This is a genomic window from Variovorax sp. 05N34 (genome assembly GCF_056397405.1).
This window is the reverse complement of sequence record NZ_JBFTNI010000005.1, coordinates 25,236-37,465: the sequence shown is the minus strand read 5'-3', so window position 1 is coordinate 37,465 and position 12,230 is coordinate 25,236. Positions and strand designations below refer to the sequence as shown.

Sequence of the window (12,230 nt, the reverse complement as noted above, 5' to 3'; positions counted from 1 at the left end):
CGATCGCCAGGAGACAAATCCCATGAACACCGCTACGCAAGCCGCGCACACGGACGCCGCCGAACGCCGTGCCTACTACGAGCGCATCCGACCGCTGAACCTCACGCCGCTTTGGGAATCGCTGCACGCTCTGGTGCCGCGTGAACCGCAGACTCCCTGCGTGCCCGCGCTCTGGCGCTACGACGAGATTCGCCCGCTGCTGATGGAATCGGCCGAACTCATCACTGCCGAAGAAGCCGTGCGCCGTGTGCTGGTGCTTGAGAATCCGGCGATTCCAGGTCGTTCATCGATCACGCAATCGCTCTACGCGGGCTTGCAGCTCATCATGCCGGGCGAGGTCGCGCCATCTCACCGCCACGTGCAATCGGCGCTGCGTTTCATCGTCGACGGCAAGGGGGCCTACACCACGGTGGGTGGCGAGCGCACCACCATGTACCCGGGCGACTTCATCATCACGCCTTCGTGGGCCTGGCACGACCATGGCAACGAAGGCATCGAAGGCGTGACCGAGCCGGTGGTCTGGCTCGATGGGCTGGACATCCCGATGCTCCGCTTCTTCGATGCCGGCTTTGCAGAGAACGCCGATGCAAAGGTGCAGCACGTCGCCCGTCCCGAGGGCAACAGCCTCGCGCGCTTCGGCCACAACATGGTGCCTGTGCGGCATGACCACAGCTCGCCGACCTCGCCGATCTTCAACTATCCCTACGCCCGCAGCCGCGACGCACTCGCGCAGTTGCAAAGGCAGGAGGCGCCTGACGCATGGCTGGGCCACAAGCTGCGTTACATCAATCCGCTGACGGGCGGCTCGCCGATGCCCACCATCGCGACCAACCTGCAGCTTCTTCCGGCCGGGTTTGCCGGCAAGACGCATCGCGCGACCGATGGCGCCGTCTACAGCGTGGTCGAAGGCCATGGCACGGCCGAGATCGGCGGGCAGCGATTCGCCTTCGGTCCGCGCGACACCTTTGTCGTGCCTTCCTGGGCGCCGCTGCGCCTCTCGGCAGCCGACGATGCCGTGCTGTTCAGCTTTTCGGATCGTCCTGTGCAACAGGCCATGGGCATCTTGCGCGAAGCGTTCCTCCAGGACTCCTGACGCCGGATTCCTGATCGTTCGCTGCGCTCGTCAGCGATTTTTTCGACCCACGTGCCGCACAGGCGGCAGGAGCCCACATGTCTTTCGTCGTTTCTCCTCCGGCCGTCGTCGGCCTTCCCATCGCCGGTTCGTCCGACCTGTTTCCGGTGCGCCGCGTCTATTGCGTCGGCCGCAACTACGCAGCGCATGCGCGCGAGATGGGTTTCGATCCCGATCGCGAGCCGCCTTTCTTCTTTTGCAAGCCGAACGACGACGCATCGATCGTTCCGGTGGCCGCTGGAAAGACCGCGAACATTCCCTACCCACCGCAGACCGCCAATTACCACTACGAGGCTGAGTTGGTCGTCCTGATCGGCAAAGCCGGAAGAAACATTGCCGTGGCCGACGCCGCCAGCCACATCTACGGTTACGCCGTCGGCCTGGACATGACGCGCCGCGACCTGCAGATGAAGATGCGTGAACAGGGCCGCCCATGGGAAATCGGCAAGGCTTTCGATTTTTCGGCGCCCGTGGGTGCGGTGCGCAAGCTCGCTGACTCGGGAGAGATCGCGCAAGGTGCGATCACACTCGAGGTCGATGGCGAGGTCCGCCAGAAGAGCGACCTGCGCAACCTGATCTGGTCGGTCAACGAAGTCATTGCCAACCTATCGACGCTATTTGCACTTCAGCCTGGCGATCTCATCTTCACCGGCACGCCCGAAGGCGTGGGGGCGGTGAAGCCGGCCCAGACCATGAAGGTGCACATCGAGGGGCTGGAGCCGATCGTCGTTCGCGTCGACTGAAGCGCATGCTCCGGCAGACCTCCTCGTAACGTCTGGACACAGCGGGGCGTATCCTTGGGCCCTTTGCTTTTTCAACCCTTTCACTTTATGCACGCATCGAAGAGAGCTCTCCTTGTCGCTGCCTGCGGCCTGGCCGCCGGCATTCTGCCGCTGGCTTCCATGGCACAGGGCGCCGCATGGCCTACCAAGCCGGTCCGCTTGATCGTTGGCTTTCCGGGCGGTTCGACCCCCGACATCGCGGCACGGACCATCGCCGAGCCTCTGGCGAAGGCGCTCGGGCAGCCGGTCATCGTCGACAACAGGCCCGGCGCGTCGGGCAACATCGCGGCCGACCTGGTAGCGAAGGCGACCGACGATCACACCCTCGGCATCGTGATCAACGGCAATCTGACCTCGTCGAAGATGCTGTACCCCAAGCTGCCCTACGACCCGGCCAAGGACTTCACCTACTTGTCGCTGATCGCCACCGCGCCGCTGATGCTGGTCGCGCCGAACAACCTGCCCGGCGGCGCTGCCTTCTTCGATGCGGCGCGCAAGGGCGGCGACAAGTGGAGCTACGGTTCGGTGGGCGTCGGTTCGGTCGGCCACCTGGGCATGGAGCTCCTCAAGAGCCGCGTCCCTGGGCTGAAGGCCGAGCACGTGCCCTATCAAGGCAATCCACAGGTCGTGACCGGATTGCTGGGCGACCAGGTGCAGATGGCCCTTATCCCACCGGGCGTCGCATGGCCGCAGGTGCGGGCCGGCAAGCTCAAGGCGATCGGCCTCACGAGCGGGCGCAGCACGCTGGCACCTGAAGTGCCCTCACTCTCCGAAGCCGGTGTTCGTGATTTCAATCTCGAAGTCTGGACCGCCCTGCTCGGCCCCGCCAATCTGTCGAAGACCGCGCAGGACCGGATCAGCAAGGAACTCGCCGTCATCATGAAATCGCCCGAAGTGCGCCAGCGGTTGTTCGATCAGGGCTGGCAGGCAGTCGGCACGTCGCCTGACGGCATGCGGGCACGCGTCAAGGAAGAGTCCGCGATCATGACCCGCATCATCTCGACGAACGGCATCAAGCTGCAATGAACGTGTCCACCGTCATCGAACCGCAACGCAGCCTGCCGGTCTTCGGCGAGTACGACGTGGTCGTGGTCGGCGGCGGCCCTGCCGGCATCGCTGCCAGCGTGAGCGCCGCCCGCCACGGCGCGCGCACGCTGCTGGTGGAGCGCTATGGCTTCCTCGGGGGCATGGGCACCGCCGGCGGCGTGACCAACTTCGCGGGCCTCTACGGCAAGCGCGACGGCGAAATGACGCTGCTCGTGCATGGCGTGGCGGACGACCTGCTCGCGCGCATCGACGCCATGGGCGGCCTCAACAAGCCGCAGGACGGCATGCAGGGCCGTATTCGCGTGCGTTCGTACGACACCTCCGTCTACAAGTGCGCGGCCGATCAGCTATTGCTCGACGCCGGCGTGCAGCTGCTGTTCCACGCGTTGGCCGCGGCGGTGGTCATGGACGGCAATCGCATTGCCGCGCTGGTAGTCGAAACGAAATCCGGCCGCCAGGCAATTCGTGCGAATGCCTTCATCGACGGCAGCGGCGATGCGGACGTGGCGGCCTTTGCCGGTGTGCCCTTCGAAGTGGGCGACGGCCACGGCAGCGGATTGTTCCCATCCACCATGTTTCGCATCGGCCACGTCGACGCGCAGCGCGCGCTGGCCGCCGTGGGCGAATTCAAGGCCATCAACGACCTGATGACAAAAGCGCGTGAGCGCGATCCGCAGGCCTACAGCTTTCCGAGAGAGGGCGCGATCCTGCGTCCGCAGATCGACCCGCGAGAATGGCGCGCCAACGTGACGCAGATCCGCAATGCCGAAGGCGGTGCGATGAACGGCGTGGACGCCCGGCAACTCAGCGACGGCGAAACCGAAGGCCGCCGGCAGATCGGCGAATACTTCCGATTCCTCAAGGCCGAAGTGCCCGGCTTCGAACAATCGTCCATCGTGGAGATCGCGCCCCAGGTGGGCATTCGCGAGACGCGGCGCGTCCAAGGGCTCTATGCACTGACGGGCGAGGACATCCTGTCGTCGGCACGCTTCGACGACAGCATCGGCATCAACGCCTGGCCGATGGAGATGCATGCTGCCGGCAAGATCGAGTGGGCCTTCCCGCGCGATGGCAATCGCACCTACAACCAACTGCCGTGGCGCATGCTCGTGCCCCGCGGGGTGGACAACCTTCTGGTCGCGGGCCGCTGCGCATCGATGACGCACGAAGGCCAATCGGCGGCGCGGGCCAGCGGCGGCTGCTTCGTGATGGGGCAGGCGGCCGGAACCGCGGCGGCATCGCTGGGTGGCGACAGCTTCGCGACGGTCGACGTGACCGCGCTCCAGGGCCAACTGGCCGCTGACGGGGTCGACCTGGATCGCTGACCGGCGCGGGACACCACGGCGGGGCGCTCTTTGCTATCGTTGCAGGCTTGTCTTTCCGGCGCTGCCTGCGTTCTCCCGATGACTGATCCCGCCACCGCTTCCCGACTCGTCGACAGCCTCGTCGACTTGATGAACCTCCAACCCCTGGGCAACGACCGCTTCCTGGCCCAGAGCGAAGACATCGGCACGCCGGCCGTCTTCGGCGGTCAGGTGCTGGGGCAAGCGCTGATGGCCGCCTGCCAGACAGTGGGTGCCGAGCGCCCGGTCCATTCGATGCACGCCTATTTCCTGTTGCCCGGCGAGCATGCGCCCATTGAATACGCGGTCGAACGCATGCGCGATGGCCGCAGCTTCACGACGCGGCACGTGGTCGCGCGCCAGCAGGAGCGCATCATCTTCGAGATGTCGGCTTCGTTCCAGACAGTGGACGAGGGCATCGAGCATCAACTTCCGATGCCCGAAGCCGCAGGTCCGGACGGGCTGCCGAGCGAACTCGATCAACGCATGGCGCTCGGCGACCGGCTGCCTGCCATGTGGCGTCCCAAGGCGCTGATGCCGCACGGGATCGAGTACCGCCGCATCGAACCCGACGACCTCCTCGCGCCGGCGCCTCGCTCGTCCGAGAGCAGCGTCTGGATGCGCGCGATCGCGCCGCTGCCGGACGATCCCCTCGTGCATCGCGCCTTGCTGGCTTACGCGTCCGACCACGGTCTGCTGCGCGCCGCCATGCTGCCGCACGGCCTGAGCTTCATGAGCGGGCAGGTGCGGCCCGCCAGCCTCGACCATGCGATGTGGTTTCATCGCGATTTCCGAATGGATGAGTGGCTGCTCTACTGTGTCGATTCGCCGAGCGCGAACGGTGCACGGGGACTGTGCCGCGGCAGCATCTTCACGCGCGACGGGCGGCTCGTCGCCTCGACCGCTCAAGAGGGCATGCTGCGGGTGCGGCCCACGGGAAGCCCTTTGTCGAGCGCGGGGCGAGCGGCGCCGATATAACGGGCGCCATGAGCGCCCTCTTCTCCCCCTTCGCGCTGGGTCCGTTGACCCTGCGCAACCGCATCGTGATTGCCCCGATGTGCCAGTACTCCGCCGAGCACGGCAACGCTGCCGACTGGCACATGATCCATCTCGGGCAGCTTGCGTTGTCGGGCGCGGGCTTGCTCATCATCGAGGCGACCGCGGTCGAGGAGATCGGGCGCATCACGCCGGGTGACCTCGGGCTCTATTCGGACGATAACCAGGCGGCGCTCGGACGCGTGCTGGCTGCAATCCGCCGCTATTCGCGCGTACCGGTCGCCATTCAACTCGCTCATGCGGGACGCAAGGCATCGAGCCACGTGCCATGGGAAGGCGGCCAGTGCCTGACGCCGGACGAAGGCGCCTGGCAGACCGTGGCGCCCTCCGCGATCCCGCATGCGGCGGGCGAACCTCCGCCTGCCGCCATGGATGCCGGGGGCCTTGCGCGCGTGAAGGCCGCCTTCGTGCGTGCGGCACAGCGTGCCGATGCTCTCGGTCTCGACGCGATCGAACTGCACGCGGCGCATGGCTATCTGCTGCATCAGTTTCTTTCGCCCATTGCCAACCAGCGCGCCGATGCCTACGGCGGCTCGCTTGAAAACCGCATGCGCTTCCCGCTGGAAGTGTTCTCCGCAGTGCGGGCCGCCGTGCCGGACCGAATGGCCGTCGGCGTGCGACTCTCGGCGACCGATTGGGTCGACGGCGGCTGGGATGTCGAGCAGAGCATCGCCTTTGCCAAGGCGCTTTCGTCGCTGGGATGCAGCTTCGTCCACGTTTCTTCGGGAGGCGTGTCGCCGCAACAGAAGATCCCGCTCTCGCCCGGTTACCAGGTCCCGCTGGCCGAGCGCATCAGGAAAGCGGTCGATCTTCCGATCATCGCTGTCGGCCTCGTCACTGAACCATCGCAGGCCGATGCCATCGTCGCAGCGGGCCAGGCCGATCTGGTGGCGCTGGCCCGCGCGATGCTGTTCGAGCCGCACTGGCCGTGGCGCGCGGCCGCCGAACTCGGTGCCCAGGTCGAGGCGCCGCCGCAGTATTGGCGTTCACAGCCTCGCGAACTGAAGGCGCTGTTCGGCGACGCCCGCATCGGTCAGCGATAGGCCATGCCGCCACTGTGGGCGGCGTTCCTAGCCGCGGAACGGGTTGGCGGTCGCGAACCAAAGCCCGATGCCGGTGGCGATGATGAATGCGCCGTCGGTCACGCCCGCGATCAAGAAGAACAGCGTCTGCAGGGTGTCCTTGAGCTCCGGCTGCCTCGCCGTGCCTTCGAGGAGCTTCGACCCGACGATGCCGATGCCGATGCACGAGCCCACCGCGGCAATGCCGATGAGTAGGGCCACAGCGAGGGGAAGGATGTCGAAGCCGTTCATGATGCTCTTTCGTTGGCCCTGAGATGTTGGCCTGTTGCTGCCGGCACCACCTCGGTTCCGGCTTGCATCCAATGTCGCCGAGGCTGCGCGCAGCGTCGATGACCTCGCAGGTCATGGAGCGAGGTGGTCGGAGATCAGCCGGGTCAGCCGGATCAGCCCGGCAGGAGGCGCTTCAGGTATCGGCCCGTATGGCTGGCTTCGTTCGCGGCGATCGCCTCCGGCGTRCCGACGCCCACCACCGTGCCGCCGCCGGCGCCGCCTTCGGGGCCCATGTCGATGAGCCAGTCGGCGGTCTTGATCACGTCCAGGTTGTGTTCGATCACGACGATCGTGTTGCCCGCGTCGCGCAGCTGGTGCAGCACCTTCAGCAATAGCTCAATGTCAGCGAAGTGCAGCCCGGTGGTCGGCTCGTCGAGGATGTAGAGCGTGCGGCCCGTGTCGCGCTTGCTGAGTTCGAGCGCGAGCTTCACGCGTTGCGCCTCCCCACCGGAGAGCGTCGTCGCGGCCTGCCCGAGCTTGATGTAGCTCAGGCCGACATCGAGCAGCGTGCGCAGCTTGCGCTCGATGGTCGGCACGGCCTTCAGGAATTCGTGCGCCGTCTCCACCGTCATGTCGAGGATTTGCGCGATGTTGCGGCCCTTGTATTGCACTTCGAGCGTTTCGCGGTTGTAGCGCTGCCCGTGGCACACCTCGCAGGGCACGTACACGTCGGGCAGGAAGTGCATTTCGACCTTCACGACGCCATCGCCCTGACACGCTTCGCAGCGGCCGCCCGCGACGTTGAAGCTGAAGCGGCCCGGACCGTAGCCGCGCTCACGGGCCGTGTTGGTCTCCGCCATCAGCTCGCGGATGGGTGTGAAGAGGCCGGTATAGGTGGCCGGATTGCTGCGCGGCGTGCGGCCGATCGGCGACTGGTCGACGTTGATGACCTTGTCGAAATACTCGATGCCTTCAATGGCCTCGTGTTCGGCCGGCTCTTCGTGTGCGCGATAGAGCGTGCGCGCGACGGCTGCATAGAGCGTGTCGTTGACCAGCGTCGATTTGCCCGAGCCGGAGACGCCCGTCACGCACGTCAACAGGCCGACCGGGAACGCCACGTTGACGTTCTTGAGGTTGTTGCCCGTCGCGCCGACGACCCGGATTTCCTGCACGTCGGACTGTGTCGCCAGGTGCGCTGCCTCGCGGGCCGCGCGCCTTTCGGCGGCACCGCTCTGCGGAAAGCGCGATGCTTTCTTGCTTTCTTCTGCGACGGGCTTGTTCATGACCGGCAACCATGGCGTTCGGCGCGCGGGCACCGCAATCTTCTTCACGCCAGACAGGTACTGCCCCGTCAGTGAGTCCGGGTCTGCCGCAACCTGCGCGTAGGTGCCCTGCGCCATCACGCGCCCGCCATGAACGCCGGCGCCCGGGCCCATGTCGATCACGTGATCCGCGGCGTGGATCATGTCCTCGTCGTGCTCGACGACGATCACGCTGTTGCCGATGTCGCGCAGGTGCTTCAGCGTGCCGATGAGCCGGTCGTTGTCGCGCTGGTGCAGACCGATGCTGGGCTCGTCGAGCACATACATCACGCCGGTCAGCCCCGAGCCGATCTGTGAGGCGAGCCGGATGCGTTGCGCCTCGCCGCCGGACAGCGTCTCCGCGCTGCGATCCAGGCTCAGGTAGTTGAGCCCGACGTCGTTGAGAAACTTCAGGCGAAGCCCGATCTCGCGCACCACCTTGTCGGCAATTTCCGCCTTGGCGCCACGCAGATGCAGGTCCTGAAAGTACGCGAAGCTCTCGCGCAGCGTGGCATGGCTGATCTCGTAGATCGCCATGCGGCGGGGCTCCGCGCCGGTTTGATCGACCAGGAACACATGGCGCGCCTCGCGGCGCAGACGCGTGCCGTGGCATTCGGGGCAAGGCTGCAAGTTGCGAAAGCGCGAGAGATCCTCGCGCACCATCGCCGAATCGGTCTCGCGATAGCGCCGCTCCATGTTCGGGATGATCCCTTCGAAGGGATGCTTGCGCACCAGCTTCTTGCCGGATTGCTGGCCGCTCTCCATCACGTAGGTGAACTTGATCTCTTCTTGCGCCGAGCCGTTCAGCACGGTCTGCTGCACCGAAGCGGGAAGCGACTCGAAAGGCGTGTCCAGATCGAACTTGTAGTGCTTGGCCACGCTTTCGAGCATGCTGAAGTAATAGCCGTTGCGCCGATCCCAGCCCTTCACCGCGCCGCTGGCGAGGCTCAGCGTCGGAAACGCGACGACCCGCGCGGGGTCGAAGAATTCTCGATGTCCCAAGCCGTCGCAACTCGGACACGCGCCCACGGGCGAATTGAAGGAAAACAGGCGCGGTTCGAGTTCGGCCAGCGAGTAGTGGCAGATCGGGCAAGCGAACTTCGCATTGAAGAGGTGTTCGCGTGCCGCGGGCGACTCGGATCCATTTGCCGGTGCAGGCGCGTCCATCTCCAGCGCGATCGCACGTCCATCGGCCAGCCTCAGCGCGGCCTCGAAGCTCTCCGCGAGCCGCTGCTGCATGTCGGGGCGTGCGCGCAAGCGGTCGATCACCACGTCGATGTCGTGCTTCTCGGTTTTCTTGAGCTTGGGCAGGTCGTTGTATTCGTAGGTTTGCCCGTCGACACGAAAGCGTATGTAGCCCTGCGCCTGCATCTCTGTGAAGAGTTCGACGAACTCGCCCTTCTTTTCGCGGGCCACCGGGGCCAGGATCATCAGCCGGGGTTCCTCGGGAATCGCAAGCACCGCATCCACCATCTGCGAGACCGTCTGCGCCTGGAGCGGGAGATCGTGCTCGGGGCAGTAGGGCGTTCCTGCGCGGGCGTACAGCAGCCGCAAGTAGTCGTGAATCTCGGTGACGGTGCCGACAGTCGAGCGCGGGTTGTGGCTCGTCGCCTTCTGTTCGATGCTGATCGCCGGAGAGAGGCCTTCGATCACATCGACGTCGGGCTTGTCCATCAGTTGCAGGAATTGCCGCGCATAGGCGGACAGGCTCTCCACGTACCGGCGCTGGCCTTCGGCGTAGAGCGTGTCGAACGCCAGGCTCGACTTGCCCGAGCCGGACAGGCCAGTGATCACCACCAGCTTGTTGCGCGGGATGTCGAGATCGACGTTCTTGAGGTTGTGCGTGCGCGCGCCGCGGATGCTGATGCGCTGTTGCGCAAGCGCGGCGCCGAGGTAGACGTCATCGGAGGGGGAATTCACAGGGCGGTCGGTTTTGGGCAACCGGACATGATAAATCCCCGCCTGTTTCAAGGTGCGTCGGGGGATTGCCCGGTCGCGAGCGGGTCGTCCGGATCCGGCGGCAGTGGCGCGCCCATCGCCATCGTCAGCATGTGTTCGGCCAAGGATTCATAGAGCGGCCTGCTGATCATTCGCGAAATCAGGCTGGCCAGCAGCGAGCAAGCCATGAGGCTGAGCACCATCGAGTGCCCGTCGACCATCTCCATCACGATGATGAAGGCGGTGAGCGGCGCCTGCGTCACCGCCGCCAGGAAGCCCGCCATGCCCATGGCGATGAGTGCGGGGCCGAGTCCAGGCCCTGCAAATCGGGCGATCCCCTCGCCGATGCCGGCGCCGATCGAAAGCGCAGGTGCGAAGATTCCACCCGGAACGCCGCACCACGCCGTGAGCCATGTCGCGATGAACTTGAGCAGCGTGTAGAGCGGTGTGAGTTCGTCGTGGCCCGCAAGCATGTGCTTGACCGACTCGGACCCGGAGCCGAAGGTGGTGCCGTTGGTTGCGAGGCCGATCGCCGCCACCGCAAGTCCACCGGCGGCGGCAAAGCGAATGGGCCAGCGCGCCCGAAGATTATTCAACCGCTGCGGTGCTCCCGTGAGCGAAGTGGCGAGAAGCCTCGAAAAGAGACCGCCGGCGAGCCCCGTCGTCAAGGCCACCATGAGGCCGGGTCCCATCACCTCCCAGCCGAAACGCGGCACCTTGATGATGCCGAAGTAGCTCAGATTGCCGAACACGGACACCGCGACCAGGCCGGCGAGCACGATGGCCGTGATGATCAACCCGCTCGCACGCGCTTCGATGCGGCCCGACAGTTCCTCGATCGCGAACACCACGCCCGCGAGCGGCGCGTTGAACGCCGCCGCGATTCCGGCGGCGCCGCCTGCCAGGAGCAAACCGCGCGCATCGATCGTCGTGCGTGGTGAAAGCCACCGGCGCGCGTGCTGCATGACCCCGGCGGCGACCTGCACGGCAGGGCCTTCGCGCCCGATGGAGAGTCCGGCCGCAAAGCCCAGCACGGCCAGCCCGATCTTGGCAACCGTGAGCCTGAGCGAGACGAACAGACCGCGTTTCTCCGGCGGCAGCGCAGGATGCAGCGCTGCCTTGACCTGCGGGATGCCCGAACCCCGCGCACCGGGCGCCCAGCGGCGCGTTGCCCAGACGATGGCGGCCGTGACGGCAGGCGTCCAGAGTAGAACCGCCCATGGATGGGAGCGGTACAGCCCCAGGAACAGCCCGAAAGCGCGGTCGCTGGCGATCGTGAAGACCACCACGAACAGGCCCGCCGCGACGGCGTAGCCAAGGACGATGGCGCGGTCGAGCCATAGACGGCCGCTCGACAGTTCGGCGCGCAGGTTTTCGAAGAAGTCCGGTTCGCGGTTCATGGAATAGCGTCATTGTCTCCGCGGCAGGCGCAGGCGCAGGCGCAGGCGCACGGACCTGTCGGCGATGCGTCTTCCTGTGCGGAGCCTAGGAAATGTCTGAAAAGTACCCGGGAAAGCGGTGTAGTACTACCGATTGCAGTTTGCGCCGCTATCCTTCGCGTTTTTTCAAACCGACAGCTCTTTCTCAGGGCCACGGAAAGCCTCTTCGCTCTGTCACCAGACCCGCCGAGACGATCACGAATCGAATCGACAGGTCTTCTGCGAAGGGGCCGAACCAGGATCGGTGTCAACAAAAGGGAGTAAGTTATGCAATCAGTAGTCGTCGTGGATGACCACCCGGCCATTCGACTGGCCGTTCGATCCGCTTTGGAGTCCACCGGTGAGTTCGAAATCGTCGGCGAGGCGAGTGACGGCCCTTCGGCATTGACGGTCATCCGCGAGCTTCAGCCGAAGCTGGTGATCCTTGATCTCGATCTGCCGAGATTGAACGGTCTTGACGTCATCGAACGCGTAAGAAAGCTGCACGGCGACACGAAGCTTCTCGTGCTCTCCGGTCAACAGGAATCGATCTTCGGCGCGCGCGCGGTCAAGGCCGGCGCCAACGCATTCATCAGTAAAACGGAGGATCTGAAGCGGTTGGTCCAGGCTGCCCATACGGTCCTCGCCGGCTACAGCATGTTCGCGACTTCGATCCTGGCGTCGCACGCGGCGCTCGCAGACGGTGCGCGGCCGGGGGCCTTGATCAAGAGCCTTTCCGATCGCGAACTGACAGTGCTGCAATATCTTGCCCGCGGCCTGAGCAACAAGGAAATTGCCGAAACACTCCTTATCAGCAACAAGACCATCAGTGGCTACAAGGCGCGAATCTTCCAGAAGCTGAGCATCTCCAGCCTCGTGGAACTGGTGGATTTCTCGCGAGCCAACCAGCTGGTGGCCTGA

General features: G+C 65.4%; 10 protein-coding genes. 7 read left to right on the top strand and 3 right to left on the bottom strand.

Annotated elements, in window-relative coordinates:
* Positions 1–22: 22 nt before the first annotated feature.
* The 6 genes from gtdA to AC1DMA_RS14810 all read left to right on the top strand — a co-directional run bounded on the left by gtdA (position 23) and on the right by AC1DMA_RS14810 (position 6,403).
* On the top strand, positions 23–1,093 hold the full coding sequence (gene gtdA / locus AC1DMA_RS14835) for a gentisate 1,2-dioxygenase (RefSeq protein WP_478127407.1): 1,071 nt from the start codon (positions 23–25) through the stop codon (positions 1,091–1,093).
* A gap of 77 nt (positions 1,094–1,170) precedes the next feature.
* A complete protein-coding gene (locus AC1DMA_RS14830) occupies positions 1,171–1,875 on the top strand; it encodes a fumarylacetoacetate hydrolase family protein (RefSeq protein WP_478127406.1) in 705 nt (234 codons plus the stop codon).
* Positions 1,876–1,962: 87 nt separating this feature from the next.
* On the top strand, positions 1,963–2,940 hold the full coding sequence (locus AC1DMA_RS14825; protein ID WP_478127405.1) for a Bug family tripartite tricarboxylate transporter substrate binding protein: 978 nt from the start codon (positions 1,963–1,965) through the stop codon (positions 2,938–2,940).
* Complete coding sequence (locus tag AC1DMA_RS14820; protein WP_478144677.1) at positions 2,937–4,286, top strand: FAD-dependent oxidoreductase; 1,350 nt, start codon at positions 2,937–2,939, stop codon at positions 4,284–4,286. Before AC1DMA_RS14825 ends, AC1DMA_RS14820 begins: the two co-directional genes overlap by 4 nt.
* Positions 4,287–4,364: 78 nt before the next feature.
* Entirely contained in the window at positions 4,365–5,282 is a 918-nt protein-coding gene (locus AC1DMA_RS14815; protein WP_478144676.1) for an acyl-CoA thioesterase, read from the top strand.
* Positions 5,283–5,290: 8 nt separating this feature from the next.
* A complete protein-coding gene (locus tag AC1DMA_RS14810) occupies positions 5,291–6,403 on the top strand; it encodes an NADH:flavin oxidoreductase/NADH oxidase (RefSeq protein WP_478144675.1) in 1,113 nt (370 codons plus the stop codon).
* Positions 6,404–6,430: 27 nt separating this feature from the next.
* Here AC1DMA_RS14810 and atpE read toward each other — a convergent pair whose 3' ends face one another.
* The 3 genes from atpE to AC1DMA_RS14795 all read right to left on the bottom strand — a co-directional run bounded on the left by atpE (position 6,431) and on the right by AC1DMA_RS14795 (position 11,291).
* On the bottom strand, positions 6,431–6,673 hold the full coding sequence (atpE, locus tag AC1DMA_RS14805) for a F0F1 ATP synthase subunit C (RefSeq protein WP_478127401.1): 243 nt from the start codon (positions 6,671–6,673) through the stop codon (positions 6,431–6,433).
* 152 nt (positions 6,674–6,825) lie between these two features.
* Positions 6,826–9,873: an excinuclease ABC subunit UvrA gene (uvrA, locus tag AC1DMA_RS14800; RefSeq protein WP_478144674.1), complete on the bottom strand. Its 3,048-nt coding sequence runs from the start codon at positions 9,871–9,873 to the stop codon at positions 6,826–6,828.
* A 47-nt stretch (positions 9,874–9,920) separates the two neighbouring features.
* A complete protein-coding gene (locus AC1DMA_RS14795; protein ID WP_478144673.1) occupies positions 9,921–11,291 on the bottom strand; it encodes a chloride channel protein in 1,371 nt (456 codons plus the stop codon).
* A 306-nt stretch (positions 11,292–11,597) separates the two neighbouring features.
* Between AC1DMA_RS14795 and AC1DMA_RS14790 the strand changes: the two genes are divergently transcribed.
* Positions 11,598–12,230: a response regulator gene (locus AC1DMA_RS14790; protein WP_478127398.1), complete on the top strand. Its 633-nt coding sequence runs from the start codon at positions 11,598–11,600 to the stop codon at positions 12,228–12,230.